Genomic DNA, 15,210 nt, shown 5'->3' on the forward strand with positions numbered 1-15,210 from the left:
GATCCGCCTACTGGATTTTTAACGCAGGCTAACTGGCGTTTGGAAACAAAGATGTTCCGACCCATGCAGCGCCCAATTGCTGGTCCAGCGCATCTGAGCGTATCTTCTGCTTTCCCGCAGTTGGAGACAAAGCAACTTCGCGCAAGCAGATCTTTTCCCCGACCAAGCACAATTTTATTCTGGCAAATTCGACATCTTTTGCCAGGGTTTCAGCGATCTGAATCATGTCATTGAATTGCGCAGGCTTCGGCTCTGTATCCGAACTGCTAGGGAAAAAAAGCTCATGCGCCAGATAATTGTAGTCGCGGTCGTGTAACATCTGAATGCGTCCGCGCGCGCTGTCTCGATCTACCTGCACCAAAGTCACGCACCCCGCAATGACCCAGAACTGCCATTCAGTGACAGACTGTTCACCAACATTCTGATCTTGTTCGATCCAATAGGATGGCTTGCTGGTAACGCGCCACCAATCACCGGTCCAAAAACCCTCTGGCGTTTTGGTCTTGTGCCACGCCGCCATCTGAGCGTTCGCCTCATTACGCTTAGCATCGTCCATTGGAAGCGACAGAGAAATCTGGTGCGATGCGCTGGCTGAGCCTTTCAGGCTATACTGCCCAGGCTCGCATTCAAGCTTGTCCGGCAAGCCCGGAACATGTGCATGCCACACTCGCTTAGGCACGGTCAGGCGATCCGGCAGCCTTTCAAAAGCCATGTCGTTGTCGGCGATGAACGCTTGTGGGACAGCCCCCAAAAGCTTCATGACCAACAGCTTTTCCATAAATGTGCTTGGGTCACAGAGATCGGGTAGATGGCGATGGCTTTCGGCGAAATTGAACATAGCCAATGCGAGCGTATTCAGCCGCGCTGCATCGCTGCGGTAGTGATCCCAGCCTCGCAAAAACCCCTGAGGCGGTGGGTCGTTTACACCAAAGAGATTGCCAGCAGTGATCTTGTCCAACTCGGCCTGTGCTGCCTTCAGATAGTCTTCCCGGTCGGACAGCAAGGCCGTTGACATTGCCCCACCCGTAGCCTTTCGAATATCTTCGGTTGTTGCGCGAAGCCCAGGCAAATTTGCCGGAAACTCGATCGGCTTGGGTCCTTTTCTGCCATGGCGCGGCAAAGGCGCATCGCTGGCGCGGATGCCTAAGTTCCGCAGGCGCCTGTCGAGGAAGGAATGCCGTTTGATCCCATTGGCGATCCACCACCGCATTCGGCGGCCCCACAAATGCACGGCAAGAGTATTTTCCTTGATATAGGTCTCTCTGAATTCTCGAACGTGAATGTCGTTGGCTTGCCCTGCCTGACGGAACGGTAGCGGATAAAACACGGGGATTGGGCTGGCATGCTTCAACTCATCGTGTTGACGCAGATACCAGGTCATAACGCCCGGACCGTAAACACTGTGTTCCTGATCTGAAGCGTGCGGCAACTCTCCAGCACTCTTCATGCGCTCCAGCTCTTCCCGTTCTTCTCCTTCAACCCAAGGGCGGATGGGGTACGGGTCCTTGCTGTAGTCGATATACGCGTCTAGCGCCGGACTGTCGGCTGGCAGCCGCATCACAGCATTGCAAATCGTGTCTCGGTTGTAATAGCCAAAGATATGATCTATTTTTGGGATCGAAGCCAGCGCCACAACATCCGTGTCACACCACAGGAAGTCCGTCTTTTTCATCAACTGAAGTCTGAAAATGTCAGATTGCGGTACAGGTGTTTTGAATTGATTGTTCATAATGAACTGTTTCGGCTCATGCACCTCGTTGGCAGATACCAATTCGACACCAGAAGGCACGTTTTCCACCTGCCCGTAGTGAAACAGAACCACTCTGTGCCCTTGTTCGACAAAGGACAACATGCACATCTGTTCCAGAAAACTCAGACGCCCTTCCATCCAGAGCATCCCAATCGTCGGCAGAGAGCGATCCGCAGCCATTTCAATATTCTCCGAGGGGGGGTCTGTTAGGATTCTGATCGATGTTCATCGGGCACAGGAATGGGCTCTGCTGAAAGTCGTTCCCGCACAGTACGGTCCTTCTTGACGAATTCCACAGCCGGTTTGGCGAGCAGTTTCTGGTACAGTTCATGATAGTCAGGTTGCTTCAGAAGATCGTTAATCAGTGCCTTATGCCAACGGAACGATTTTCTGTGTAACCGTTTGAGTCGGTCATCTGCGCGGAACTCTTCCAACACGGCGTCTACCTCATCCTTGTATCGCAAGATCGTTGCGTCCTGCGCACCACCTCGGTTCCAGCGATCCCAATAGTCCGTTCCAAGGGTCTGAGACGAGTGGTTCGCCCTGCCCCGGCTGCGCTTGGCCAGATAAGCCTGGGTGGACCGAACCGCATAATGGTTGATTTGCGCGACTTCGAAACCAAACGGAGGTGAGACGTGATTGCCGAAGGGTGCCGGTTCCTTTGCGTGGCCACCGGGGACCGACCTGAAGACGGCCGCCTGAAACTCGGCTCTGGGATGAGGGTTGTGCAATCCATAGCGTAGATACACATCGCCCTGTCGAAACATGGATTTTACAAATCGGCGCCCGGCCCCGCCCTGTTCATAGTCCAACTCACCATCAAAGAACTGCTGCGTGATGGGCATATCGCGCAACACATGTCGACCGTTGTTGGAAAAAATCTTCCACGGGATCGAGATGACGTCGACACCGGGCGTTGCTTCGATCAGATCATCAACTTTGTGATTACCAACGTGGATATTCAGAAATTCATCCGCATCGCCCACGTGAATCCATTTGGCGTTTTTCACCACTGGCAAACGGCGCGCCTGCCTAAGGGCGGAACGATGAATACCGCCTGTTCCAACGCGATTTTTGTGAAACTCGACATGGCCCAAGTCTTGTAAACGGCGCAGTATTTGGTTTGTGCCGTCCGTACAGTCATTTGTGTAGACGATTATTCTGTCGAACCCCAACACCTTGTGATGGGCGACCCATTCCAAAATATAGGGCCCTTCGTTCTTCATCGCAGTGATGAGAATTTTTTCAGGCTTGACCATCGTTGTCACTCAATCCTACCGCTTAGCCAGTTTGCCCTTTACTGTCATCCTGCGGCACAATCTTTTCGATGGCGATCTGAGCGCCGGCAATAGCCCGGATACGCAGGGCACGTGGATGTTTGCCCAGAAACTCATTCACCGCACGGATCACGCCGTCACCCCACCATCCGCGACGGTGGTAATCGTCAAAGGCCATGATCCCGCCGGGCTTGATCTTGGGAAACAGCGCCACGAGGTCGGCAGTCACGCCTTCATAGGAGTGGTCGCCATCGACATAGGCAAACGAAATGCTTTCGTCATCGAACAATTCGAGCGCAGGGACAGAAAAGTCTCGGATAATGCCAACCTTGCCTTCTTCGATCTCTTTTTCAAAAGATTTGACCACCTTCTGGAAGATGGCCTCCATCTTTTCATCTTCGGTTCGGCCGACAAACGCAGTGGTGTGCGACTCTTCCCCGATGTGTTTCCACGGATCGATAAGAAACAGCTGACTGGGCTCAAGCAGTTTCAAAATGGTCGGAGAGAACTCACCCTGCCAAACACCGATCTCAACTGCTACGCCCCCTTTGGGAAGGCGCGACAAGAACGTGCGGCGGATCGCTTCCTTGGTATTCTTGCGCTTGGTAACCTTGTCGGCTTTAGGCTTTTCCTTATGCCCCGGCACGGCACCGATGATTTGGGGTTCGTTTGCCATCTCAACCTCGTTCTGCTTATGCGGCGGGCACTACCGAACAGCGTCCATCCAGCCTTATTCTTTTTTTGATCGCTACCATGTCAGCCGCGCAAGAGCCAGAAGCTTGGCTTATTCTTTATTGAGCGGAGGTAATTTGTCGATCCCAAGCCACGGTGGTTCCAGGCTGGTGATCCTATAGCTGGCAGCGTTGCCCGCAAGAAACCTGTTAATTGCTGCGGACAAGCCCGAGTACGAACCTTTGCCGCGTCTATAAGACGTAAAAGCAATGCTTCCACCTGGTGCCAAAACCCTGTCTATTCGCCTCAGTAGCTGCAGCATCACACGCTCTGCCCGGACGCCTCGAATGATCACGACGCCAACGCTTTGATCCTCGAACAGTTTCAGCATCAAGGCTGGCATCGCCCGGTATACACGCAGCTTTCCCGACAGAATGGGTTCGCGGAAATACTCGAGAAATGCATAAAATGCACGGTCAAGCGCCTGCAAATCAGCGTCTTGCGTTGTGTCCACACAAGCAAACCCGTTCCACGACAAGCCCCAAGGCGCAATAATTGTCAGTTGCGCCACAGTTCCCAAATCCAGGATTTCCTGCACGATTTCTGTTTCGACCTGACCAATCAGCACCCAAGACTTCTTGCCGCTGATCGACTTGAGGAATTTCTGACGTTGCTTCGCCGTTCGCTTGACTTCTTTGGCGGGCGACGGCAACAAATCAGTATCTTTGGGATCAAACGGTAGATCGACCTGCTTTGGATCTGTGATCTTGGAATGTTCTGCCGCCGCTTGTTCAAAATCCAAAGGCGTTTCCAGGGAATCCAGGCGAACAAACCACGGATAATTCATGGACTTGGCGTTTCCGGCAATTGCCATTTGACCAATCCGGTTCCACTTGGCGACCTGAGCAAAACTAACCTCTGGGTCTTTGTACATCTCAATGTCAAATGAAGCATTTGCTTCTTCCAGAACACCAAGATCCAGAGCTTTTAGATACTGCCCGCTGCGAAAGTTCCGATACCTCTGAACAAAGCCCTTGGCAGCTTCTGTTTCACGTATCGTGGCAATCTTGGACTTGTGAAACTTCACTGCGTTTTCATGAAGGTCTCTCAATACGTTGTCTTCATACAAACGTGTGTGAAACTCACGTAGGCGGCTCAGCTTTGTCAGGATCGACCGCTCTTCGACCACATTAAAGCAGTGCATGTGCCAGTAGGCCCGCCCCGTCGCTTCCATCTTTGGGTGAAAAGCCGTTGTGTTCACATCCCCTCGAAGCCGTTTCATCAAATAGCTTTCGATAGATCTGACGGCATAGTGGTTCATTCGGAACAACGTGGTTCCGAAGGCTGCTCCTGTTGTCGTGTACGCCCAGCCTCGCCGACGCATGGCAGGCGGCAGAGGATCTCCGTCACCATCCACCCAAGCAAAATTTTCGGCCTTGCCCCGAACAGGACCGCGCGGGCGGTGTGTATTGATCGCGTGATAGGACCCGTTGTTGCGGGTCAAAGACTTAAATGCGCGCACATTCTGCGGCATGACCATCCCCAGCTCGCCCGCACGCGTGAACTGCTCAACAACGAACCGGTCCTCGAATTCAACAATCCCGTTGTGCCCGAACATCTGCCACAGTGCCGCAAACCCATCAGCATGTGGCAAAGCGCGAAACAAGTCGTCCAGCGTACCGTCCCCGATACGGACATCCAGAAACTCGTCCACGTCACACACGAGAATCCACTCGGCCTCGGATGACCAGGGATGTTGCATTGCGTTGGCATAGGCCGATGCCTGAGGTCCGAATTTCCACGGAGCCGGATTATCAATATGCGCCAGGAACCCAAGCTCTTCGCACCTTTTCAGGATGGCATCCGTCCCATCCGAACAATCATTCGAGTTAACGATAAAATGCGTAAAACCGATCGAGAGATAGTGAGCGATCCACTCAAGAATAAACGGCCCTTCGTCTTTCATCGTGGATACGACAAGTCTCATTTTCATTATCCCGTGACTGTTGACCGCAAAACCTCGGTACGATTTAGCTTGCTGCGACCGAGCGCAGATCCAACTAAGCGCTTGGTTTTGTTACGTCCCCCAACAGCCCTTTTCAAGAGCGTCAGAGAAACCGCTCAAGCGTCGATCTACTTGGCCTCCACCATTCAGATCGCACGAAAAGAACTGCCCGCCCCGGCGCAGTGAAGTTTTTACACAGCTTCACACTGATTGGGTACGAAGCATTAAGCGCGCTGACGGTTCAGCCGATGGTGACCGGATGAGCAAATGTGCGCGCGATGGTACGGTATTCAACGCCTTCAATCGGAACAGGGCTTTGGGCGTCACGCAACAGCAAGTTTGTGACACCGCCTGGCAAGGCATCGTCAAATGTCGAAGCGCTATAACCTTTTGGATTGCTCGCCAGCGTAGCAAACAGCGCTTCATCATTTGCAAACGGCCGCATCAGTTTTTGCCGCATTGCGTCTGCATATTTCTTGCGGAATTCGTGAGCACTTTCCACAAGTCGGCGGCTTGCCCGCAATATCCCGAAACGACAGGACATCTTTTGAGAAAACTGATCAAACATCTCATGCTGCATCGACGCCATTCGACGCGGCCCTGCTCCGACCAGTACAGATGTCAGCAAGTCCTGATCACAGGCCTCAAGCTCGGCAAAAAAGTCCCTGAGGTCCGGCCAGTTCGGAAGCAGATCGTTGTCAGAAATCAGAAAGTAATCAATGTCAGGCGCGGCCTGCATCGCTCGATACAGCGCGTAGTCACCAAACCGCCAACCAACCTTGTTTATGTCGAGCAGCTGATTTTCTTCAATCCAGGTCTGGTCGACGCGTAAAACCTGTTCATCGGGTAAATCAGGCGGTGCAGAATTTGTGGCATCATATACAACACAGACAGGTCCCGGAGCCGCTTTCTTCCAGATAGAATAAAGCCGGGCTTCGTTCTCGGTCCACTTATGAGTGCGAAACACGAACATCGTCCGTTTTTTGTGTTCTGGATGGATCTGTTTGCTCAAAGCTTGCGTGGCAGCACTATCTGCCCATGCACCTACACCGTACAGAGCACGTTCTTGCGGGCGCGCCAAAAGGTTAAGGTTGACACCATACCGTCGTATCGAATGCAAAACGCGGTACCCGTGCGAATGCAGTAATTCAAGCGCATCCTCGTAAGTACCTTGAAGAACTTCAACCAGAATATCCGGGCGGCTTGTCGAGAGAGTTTCCCGTAACCCCCTGAGAACGTTTAACTCCATTCCCTCCACATCGGTTTTAATAAAATCGACTTTCTCTGGCATCATGTCGTCGCCTGGGCGAAGACGGATACTTGGACCATCGCTTTGAGAACTCACCCGGCCCGCACCCAGGTTGTTGACTGGGTAGTCAATTGTGAAGCCAACTATGCCGTCATCGGACACGCAAAACTCGACACAGGACAAGTCCGACACTGACTCGAGTTCATTTAATGCGATGTTTTTTTTGAGGATGTCGCACGCAACCGGGTTCGGTTCGAATGGCACAATTTTGGAAGGATTCAGAAATTTCCCAACGAAAACGGAATGGTTTCCGACGTTTGATCCGATATCACAAAAAACGCCCCGGCCGGGAAATTCTTCTCGATGAGAAGCAGTTCTTCCAACTCGTACAGATGGCCAGAAAGATGTCGACGCTGGATATGATCACGGGGATTAGAGATGTGAAATCTTAGCGCCGTATCCCGAAGTTTGACCTCGCCAACTTGATCAGTTTCCATCCAGATCACCCTTTCATCTAGTCATACTTGCATTGAACCATCAAGGACTCTTTGCGGCCCGCAATGCGCGCAGCAAGCGCCTTAGACAAAGCAGACTGCCAAGGAAAGTTCTACGCCCAATTAACACCACGCCTAATATCTGATGTTCGGATCATCACGCGAAACATCCCAAGGAAACCATCCAACAAGGATAGTTTAGCCGACGGAGTGATTATCAGACTGGCGTGTTTTGTGAGTTTGGTGCGGTCGAGAAGACTCGAACTTCCACGGGTGTTACCCCACAGCGACCTCAACGCTGCGCGTCTACCAATTCCGCCACGACCGCACTACCTGTGACTTGGTAGAGCGGCGTATAGACGTTGGCGCGCACGATGTGAAGAGGCAAAAACGCTCTGGTTTAAATTACTCGGAAGCAGACCTATCTAGCTGAATGATCACCACACATCCGATCTGACAGGAACCGCAAATGACCTCAACCGAGAACCGCCCCATTGTACAGATCGACATCGTTTCAGACGTGGTTTGCCCGTGGTGCATTGTTGGCTTTAAACAATTGGACACAGCATTGCAGCAAATGGGTGTTTTGGCCCGGCTGCGCTGGCATCCGTTCGAACTGAACCCGAATATGCCACCCGAAGGTCAAAACCTGCGCGAGCATATCATGGAGAAATACGGAACCACCGCCGAACAAAGCCAGCAAGCGCGGGACAGACTCACTTCGATTGGCGCAGAGCTGGGGTTTACGTTCAACTTCGGCGACGAAAGCCGGATGGTAAATACGTTTGCCGCACATCAGTTGCTGGATTGGGCAGAAGGGCAAGGTCAGCAACACCCGCTGAAGCTTGCTCTGTTTGATGCGAATTTTACCCAGCAGAAGGACGTCTCGGACTCCGAGGTTTTGCTGGATGCCGTTCGATCAGTCGGGCTTGATGCGGAAGCTGCTCGGCAAGCGCTTGAGAGTGGCCAACACACGGGCCCCGTGCGCGAGAAACAGCAATTCTGGACCAGCCGGGGTATTTCCGGCGTGCCGTCCATGGTGTTTGGCGGAAAATACCTGCTGACCGGCGCACAGGGAACCGAAACCTATGCTCAGATGTTGCAACGATGCCTGTCCGAGGCCGCCTGACCCCTTTCCCTGACCGCTTTGCACAGATATGAGGCCGGCATGGAATGGAAAATCACCGATGGTCTGACCAGCTATGACGACGCCGTGGCCTTCATGGAGGCCCGCGTTGCCGAAATCGCACGCGGCAACGCTGAAGAATGCGTTTGGCTGCTGGAGCATCCGCCCCTGTATACTGCCGGCACCTCAGCCAAGATCGAGGACCTAACCGATCCTGATCGGTTTCCGGTCTATGAAAGCAAACGTGGCGGTGAATACACCTATCACGGACCGGGTCAGCGTGTGGCTTATGTCATGCTGGATCTCAACAAACGCGGACGGGATGTGCGCCAGTTTGTAAAGCAATTGGAAACCTGGGTGATCTCGGCCCTGGCTGAATTCAATGTACACGGCGAGATCCGCGACGGACGCGTTGGAGTTTGGGTTCGGCGGGACGACAAGCCGCTCACGGTGACGGGCAAGGCAGCGGAAGACAAGATCGCAGCCATTGGTCTGCGCCTGCGCAAATGGGTCAGCTTTCACGGCATCTCGGTCAACGTCGAACCCGATTTGGAGCATTTCTCGGGAATCGTCCCCTGCGGGATCAGCGAATACGGCGTGACCTCTCTGGTCGATCTAGGGCTTCCTGTGACCATGGCTGATCTTGATGCCGCGTTAGAGAAGACATTTGTAGATGTCTTTGGTTCGAATGACGGGTGAGCCACCCTGTATCTCAGCAAAGCGAATCGGTGATATCATGCGAGCTTCAAAACAATACGCTCAAGCGGTTAGCTCTGTTTCCGACGCCTGAAGCAATTAACCGTGTTTAAGCCGGGTTTATCGTTTTTTTTAGACATTATTTAACTCAACTAGATACAAAGGAGCCGTTAACGAGTAGTATGAAACTGCCAATCAAGAGTGAGTGGTATGTTAACCGGTGATCCAGGGTTCGCCCTCGAAATCCGAGAAGTGTTTTGTTACGAGTCTGCCGTTCCGACCCCAAATCGGAACGGCAATTCTCTTTCCCCTGATTGATACGCGCGTAAACGCCGCGCCCTTTGATGGGGTGTAGGTCCGAAATTCGTTACGGCGGATAACTGAAACTCAGCTTTACAATGCGGCTTTGATCTTTTCGGCGTGCTGCGCGATCTGGTCGAAATCACCCATCTTTCCGGGCGGGCGCATCGACACGTCTTCATGACGCGGCAGGACATGGAAGTGCAAGTGGAAAACTTCCTGCCCGCCTGCGGCTTCGTTGAACTGTTGGATCGTCACTCCGTCTGCATCAAATGCCGCCTTCGCTGCTTGTGCCATTTTCTGCACCGTCTTCATCACGGCAACCAGTTGCTCGGGCGTGGCGTCCAGCACATTGCGGCACGGCGATTTGGGTATCACCAGCAAATGACCGTCCGAACGCGGCATGATATCCATGAAGGCCAACGTCTCATCATCCTCGAACACGCGGGTCGAGGGGATCTCATTGCGCAGGATTTTGGCAAAGATGTTGTCGGGATCGTAGTCAGCCATATTTGGTCTCCGGATTGCGGGTGTTGGCGTAGTTCTGAGACGCCTGCCCATGACGGTCAAGGCGGAACTCTGCCAAACGCCCTTGCGGGCCACCATCTACGGCTTGAAAACCGGGCAAGCATTCCCAGATAGATGCCGTTCGAGGCCTGAAAATCGCGCGGCAACCCCCTGCCCGCGACAATTAATCTTGATCCAGATCAAACTCGGCCATTGAAGGTGCCCTCTTCGCAATCTAAAACCAGCAGGAATCCCGCGCGTTGGAGAGGTCCGACTGCGCGGTGCAGTTGCAACAGGAGGCACCTATAATGGCAGACGCAGCCATTCATGGTCACGACCATGAAGACGAGCGCAGCTTTTTCCAGCGCTGGTTCATGTCGACCAACCACAAGGACATCGGGATTCTGTACCTGATCGTATCGGCCCTAGCCGGTCTGATCTCGGTGGCGATGACCGTTTACATGCGGCTCGAGCTGATGCACCCGGGCGTTCAGTACATGTGTCTGGAAGGCTTCATGGCCGACCCATGTACCCCCAACGGGCATCTTTGGAACGTTATGATCACCTATCACGGTGTTCTGATGATGTTCTTCGTGGTCATTCCCGCCCTGTTCGGCGGATTTGGCAACTATTTCATGCCGTTGCAGATCGGCGCGCCGGATATGGCGTTCCCGCGGATGAACAACCTGTCCTTCTGGCTTTACGTCGCCGGTACTTCTCTGGGTGTGGCCTCGCTGCTCAGCCCCGGTGGTAACGACCAGCTTGGTTCAGGCGTAGGCTGGGTTCTGTACCCGCCGCTGTCCACGACCGAGGGCGGCATGTCCATGGACCTTGCGATCTTCGCCGTGCACGTATCGGGCGCCTCCTCGATCCTCGGCGCGATCAACATGATCACCACCTTCCTGAACATGCGTGCCCCGGGCATGACCCTGTTCAAGGTGCCGCTGTTCAGCTGGTCAATCTTCGTCACCTCGTGGCTGATTCTGCTGTCGCTGCCGGTTCTGGCAGGCGCGATCACCATGTTGCTGATGGATCGCAACTTTGGTTTCACCTTCTTTGACCCTGCCGGTGGCGGTGACCCGATCCTGTATCAGCACATCCTGTGGTTCTTCGGCCACCCGGAAGTGTACATCGTGATCCTGCCCGGTTTCGGCATCATCAGCCACGTGATCGCTACCTTCGCGCGCAAGCCAATCTTTGGCTACCTGCCGATGGTTTGGGCGATCATCGCGATCGGTGTTCTGGGCTTCGTTGTGTGGGCGCACCACATGTACACCGTTGGCATGTCGCTGCGTCAGCAGGCCTATTTCATGCTGGCAACGATGGTTATTGCTGTTCCGACTGGCGTTAAGGTCTTCTCGTGGATTGCGACCATGTGGGGCGGCTCGATCGAGTTCAAAACTCCGATGCTGTTTGCCTTCGGCTTCCTGTTCCTGTTCACCGTTGGTGGTGTGACCGGTGTGGTTCTGTCGCAGGCCGGTGTCGACCGTGCTTATCATGACACCTACTACGTGGTGGCACACTTCCACTATGTGATGAGCTTGGGTGCCGTCTTCGCGATCTTCGCTGGCGTGTACTTCTACTTCTCGAAGATGACAGGCCGTCAGTATTCCGAGTTCTGGGGCAAGGTTCACTTCTGGATGTTCTTCATTGGCGCCAACCTGACCTTCTTCCCGCAGCACTTCCTGGGCCGTCAAGGCATGCCGCGCCGCTATATTGACTACCCCGAAGCGTTCGCTCAGTGGAACTTCGTATCGTCGATTGGCGCGTTCATATCGTTCGCTTCGTTCCTGCTGTTCTTCGGCATCGTGTTCTACGCTTTGTTCCGTGGCGCAAAAGAGACCCGTCCGAACCCATGGAACGAATACGCCGACACACTGGAATGGACCCTGCCATCGCCACCGCCTGAACACACGTTCGAGCAACTGCCAAAGCAGGAAGACTGGGACAAAGGCCACGCGCACTGATCCCATTCCGATCCAAAGAAACCCCGCCCAAGTGGCGGGGTTTTTCTTTGCGCGGACCCGACGTTCGCCAATCAGGACAAAATCGGGTATTATATCAGTGCAAGACAGCCGGAGGGTCGTCTATGCCTGAAATCGACTTTTGGTACTCGATCGGCAGTACTTATAGCTACCTAACCGTGATGCGTCTGGACGAGTGGTGCGCCGAACATGACGCCACAGTGAACTGGCGGCCGTTTAACGTGCGTACCGTGATGTCGACCCAACAGAACACTCCTTTTGCCGGAAAGCCGGTCAAATCGGCCTATATGTGGCGCGATATCGAACGCCGCTGCGCCAAGTACCACATTCACGCCAACCTGCCTGCGCCCTACCCTGTCTCAGATCTGGCTCTGGCCAATCAGGTCGCCGTGCTGGGAATGATTGAAGGTTGGGGTAAATCCTTTACCCAGGCGCTGTACCGTATCTGGTTCGAAGAAGGGATTGAAGCCGGAAGCGAGAACGCCTTGTCCGAAGCCCTTTTACGATGCCAGCAAGACCCCAGGTTGGCGCTGGGACGGGCGCGCAGTGATGACGTCACCGCAGCGCTTGAAGCCGAAACAGAAACAGCTATGAAGCTGGGCGTATTCGGCGCCCCAAGTTTTGTCGTCCGCCAAGAAGTGTTCTGGGGAGATGACCGTTTGGACGATGCCCTGTCCTGGGCGCGTGTCGGTCACGTCATCTAGTCAAAACCCGTCGACACAAGACAGTCCTGCGCTATGTTCGCGATATGCCGTATACATGGAATCAGACATCCGAAACGGAACAAGAGCTTCGCCTTTGGCCGCATAACTCTCTGCCTCCGCGCGGAGCTTTTATCACCATACTTTCGGTGTTCATGTTTGGCCTGATCCCGTTGCTGGCCATGCTGGGGTCTGTGGTTCTGTGGGGGCTGTTACCCTTTCTTCTGATCACGGTATTTGGCCTTTGGCTGGCCATTCAGACCAACTATCGCGCACGCAGCGTTTTCGAGGTTCTGACGCTGTCTGATACGCAAGCGCATCTGGTGCATTACACACCCGGCAAAGACCAACAGGAATGGTCCTGCAATCGCTTTTGGGCAAGGACGGAAATGCACGAGAAAGGTGGACCCGTCCCTCACTATGTCACGCTTGTCGGTGATGGGCGCGAGGTCGAGATCGGTTCGTTTTTATCGGAAGATGAGCGGATAACGCTTTATGACGAACTAAGCACAAGACTGCGCGAACGGGTCGCGCAGTAGGTCATCGTTCATTTTGTTTTTTCAGCAGTTGCCGTTTGACGCTGCGCAAAGGTGATCTTTGACCATCGGGCCAACTTTGCCAAAATCCATCTGTCCGGTGTAACGAGTCTTCAATTCGCCCATGACTTTACCCATGTCTCGGATGGATCCGGCCCCGGTTGCGGTGATCGCAGTCTGAATCGCCTTTGACACCTCGTCATCATCCAGCTGCTTGGGCAGAAATTCCTCGATGACCGCAACTTCCTGCATCTCGCGTTCGGCCAAATCCAAACGGCCGCCTTCTTCATAGGCACGGGCGCTTTCTTTGCGTTGCTTTGTCATTTTACCAAGGATTTCAAGTACCTCAGCATCGCCGCAACCCTTGGCCTCTTCATTGTCCAAGGCGCGCGCGGCGATGTCACGGTCCTTGATAGCCGCGTTGATCAACCGCAACGTCGACAGACGCTCGGCCGCTTTGTCTTTCATTGCTTGCTTCAGGGCTGTGTTCACCCGTGATCGCATGTCCATTTGGTTTGTCCATCCCCATGACAACGGAACCCCGACCATATCTAAACAAAAAGCCTGATACAACAGGAAGCCATTACATCTAAGTCTTTGAAAAACAACAATAGCCAAAAATTTGAACAGGCTTGACCCACGCGCCTAACCCCCTTAGGTATGCGCCGGTTTACCTTGAAGGAGAGTCGCGCCATGGCCCAGAACGCCCCGTCCAAGCCCACCGCATGTCTGGCATTGGCCGATGGTACATTGTTTTATGGCAATGGCTTTGGCGCCACCGGGCAGACTGTGGCCGAGCTGTGCTTTAACACAGCCATGACAGGCTATCAGGAAATCATGACAGACCCGTCATACGCCGGTCAGATCGTGACGTTCACCTTCCCGCATATCGGCAATGTCGGCGTGAACCCCGAAGATGATGAAACCGGCGACCCGGTTGCTGCAGGCATGGTTGTAAAATGGGATCCGACCGAGCCCTCGAACTGGCGATCGGCCGAGGAGCTCAAAGGCTGGTTGGCCCGTCGCGGACGGATCGCGATCGGCGGCGTCGACACCCGCCGTTTAACACGTGCTATCCGTCAACAAGGCGCACCTCATGTTGCTTTGGCCCATAACCCCGAAGGCAATTTCGACATCGAGGCACTGGTTGCAGCCGCCCGTGGGTTTGCCGGTCTGGAGGGCATGGATCTGGCCAAGGATGTGACCTGTGCTCAAAGCTATCGCTGGGACGAAATGCGTTGGGCCTGGCCTGACGGGCATCAGCGTCAGGAAGCCCCGGTGCACAAGGTTGTGGCCGTCGACTATGGTGCAAAGCGCAACATCCTGCGTTGTCTTGCGTCAGCTGGGTGTGATGTAACGGTACTGCCCGCAACAGCCACTGCCGCCGAGGTGCTTGCCCATCAGCCTGATGGAGTGTTCCTGTCGAATGGCCCCGGCGATCCGGCAGCGACCGGAGAATACGCTGTGCCTATGATCAAAGAGGTACTGGAGACCACCGATCTGCCTGTTTTCGGCATCTGCCTCGGCCACCAAATGCTGGCACTGGCCTTGGGCGGTCAGACAGTCAAGATGAACCACGGCCACCACGGCGCCAACCATCCGGTCAAGGATCTGGATACCGGCAAGGTTGAGATTACTTCGATGAACCACGGCTTTGCGGTTGATGCTCAGTCTCTGCCCGATGGCGTTGTGGAAACCCACCAATCTTTGTTTGACGGGTCGAACTGCGGGATTCGCATGACAGATCGGCCCGTTTATTCGGTGCAGTATCACCCGGAAGCATCCCCCGGGCCTCAGGACAGTTTCTATCTGTTCGAGCGTTTCGCTGACGCCATGGAAAAGAAAAAACAGAGCGCATAACTCTCAAGCTTTGCAGTGTTAACGGCACGTTAACCTTGATCGAACAACCCTG

General features: G+C 54.1%; 14 protein-coding genes and 1 tRNA gene. 6 read left to right on the forward strand and 9 right to left on the reverse strand.

The genetic code is table 11. The features are described from left to right. Nucleotides 1–28 precede the first annotated feature (28 nt). From GS632_RS04505 to GS632_RS04535, 7 genes are all read right to left on the reverse strand, one after another. Complete coding sequence (locus GS632_RS04505; RefSeq protein ID WP_171721359.1) at nucleotides 29–1,930, reverse strand: ATP-grasp fold amidoligase family protein; 1,902 nt, start codon at nucleotides 1,928–1,930, stop codon at nucleotides 29–31. Between the two features lie 26 nt (nucleotides 1,931–1,956). Beyond that, nucleotides 1,957–3,009 carry a glycosyltransferase family 2 protein gene (locus GS632_RS04510; protein ID WP_253284423.1) on the reverse strand — a complete coding sequence of 351 codons (1,053 nt, stop codon included), beginning with the start codon at nucleotides 3,007–3,009 and terminating at the stop codon, nucleotides 1,957–1,959. 22 nt (nucleotides 3,010–3,031) lie between these two features. Continuing rightward, on the reverse strand, nucleotides 3,032–3,703 hold the full coding sequence (locus GS632_RS04515) for a class I SAM-dependent methyltransferase (protein WP_171174651.1): 672 nt from the start codon (nucleotides 3,701–3,703) through the stop codon (nucleotides 3,032–3,034). Nucleotides 3,704–3,811: 108 nt separating this feature from the next. Beyond that, nucleotides 3,812–5,686, reverse strand: a complete 1,875-nt coding sequence (locus GS632_RS04520) for a glycosyltransferase family 2 protein (RefSeq protein ID WP_171721358.1) — start codon at nucleotides 5,684–5,686, stop codon at nucleotides 3,812–3,814. A gap of 259 nt (nucleotides 5,687–5,945) precedes the next feature. Then, nucleotides 5,946–7,280 carry an FkbM family methyltransferase gene (locus tag GS632_RS04525; protein ID WP_171721418.1) on the reverse strand — a complete coding sequence of 445 codons (1,335 nt, stop codon included), beginning with the start codon at nucleotides 7,278–7,280 and terminating at the stop codon, nucleotides 5,946–5,948. Next, a complete protein-coding gene (locus GS632_RS04530) occupies nucleotides 7,232–7,450 on the reverse strand; it encodes a hypothetical protein (RefSeq protein WP_171619263.1) in 219 nt (72 codons plus the stop codon). Before GS632_RS04530 ends, GS632_RS04525 begins: the two co-directional genes overlap by 49 nt. A 238-nt stretch (nucleotides 7,451–7,688) precedes the next feature. After that, nucleotides 7,689–7,775, reverse strand: a tRNA-Leu gene (locus GS632_RS04535). A 141-nt stretch (nucleotides 7,776–7,916) separates the two neighbouring features. On the opposite strand from GS632_RS04535, the gene GS632_RS04540 reads away from it, so the two are divergent. Beyond that, the gene (locus GS632_RS04540) at nucleotides 7,917–8,576 is read left to right on the forward strand and encodes a DsbA family oxidoreductase (protein WP_171237399.1); all 660 of its coding nucleotides are present in this window, start codon (nucleotides 7,917–7,919) and stop codon (nucleotides 8,574–8,576) included. 39 nt (nucleotides 8,577–8,615) lie between these two features. Next, a complete protein-coding gene (gene lipB / locus GS632_RS04545) occupies nucleotides 8,616–9,272 on the forward strand; it encodes a lipoyl(octanoyl) transferase LipB (RefSeq protein ID WP_171237398.1) in 657 nt (218 codons plus the stop codon). Between the two features lie 390 nt (nucleotides 9,273–9,662). Here the strand turns inward: lipB and GS632_RS04550 are convergent, their stop codons facing one another. Further along, the gene (locus GS632_RS04550) at nucleotides 9,663–10,079 is read right to left on the reverse strand and encodes an HIT family protein (RefSeq protein ID WP_171174666.1); all 417 of its coding nucleotides are present in this window, start codon (nucleotides 10,077–10,079) and stop codon (nucleotides 9,663–9,665) included. 305 nt (nucleotides 10,080–10,384) lie between these two features. Between GS632_RS04550 and ctaD the strand changes: the two genes are divergently transcribed. The 3 genes from ctaD to GS632_RS04565 all read left to right on the forward strand — a co-directional run bounded on the left by ctaD (nucleotide 10,385) and on the right by GS632_RS04565 (nucleotide 13,301). Further along, nucleotides 10,385–12,043 carry a cytochrome c oxidase subunit I gene (ctaD, locus tag GS632_RS04555; RefSeq protein WP_171089416.1) on the forward strand — a complete coding sequence of 553 codons (1,659 nt, stop codon included), beginning with the start codon at nucleotides 10,385–10,387 and terminating at the stop codon, nucleotides 12,041–12,043. A gap of 122 nt (nucleotides 12,044–12,165) precedes the next feature. Then, nucleotides 12,166–12,765 (forward strand): 2-hydroxychromene-2-carboxylate isomerase, encoded by a 600-nt coding sequence (locus GS632_RS04560; RefSeq protein ID WP_171237397.1) that lies wholly within the window; start codon nucleotides 12,166–12,168, stop codon nucleotides 12,763–12,765. Between the two features lie 44 nt (nucleotides 12,766–12,809). Further along, nucleotides 12,810–13,301, forward strand: a complete 492-nt coding sequence (locus GS632_RS04565) for a DUF2244 domain-containing protein (RefSeq protein WP_171237396.1) — start codon at nucleotides 12,810–12,812, stop codon at nucleotides 13,299–13,301. 21 nt (nucleotides 13,302–13,322) lie between these two features. Here GS632_RS04565 and GS632_RS04570 read toward each other — a convergent pair whose 3' ends face one another. Further along, a complete protein-coding gene (locus GS632_RS04570) occupies nucleotides 13,323–13,808 on the reverse strand; it encodes a GatB/YqeY domain-containing protein (protein WP_171174673.1) in 486 nt (161 codons plus the stop codon). Nucleotides 13,809–13,991: 183 nt separating this feature from the next. Here GS632_RS04570 and carA point away from each other — a divergent pair, with 183 nt between their 5' ends. Further along, nucleotides 13,992–15,158, forward strand: coding sequence for a glutamine-hydrolyzing carbamoyl-phosphate synthase small subunit (carA, locus tag GS632_RS04575; protein ID WP_171721357.1), 1,167 nt, complete (start codon nucleotides 13,992–13,994; stop codon nucleotides 15,156–15,158). The last annotated feature ends 52 nt before the right edge of the window (nucleotides 15,159–15,210 follow it).

Origin of the sequence: Ruegeria sp. HKCCD7296 (assembly GCF_013110775.1) — a bacterium.
In the GTDB taxonomy this organism is placed as follows: domain Bacteria; phylum Pseudomonadota; class Alphaproteobacteria; order Rhodobacterales; family Rhodobacteraceae; genus Ruegeria.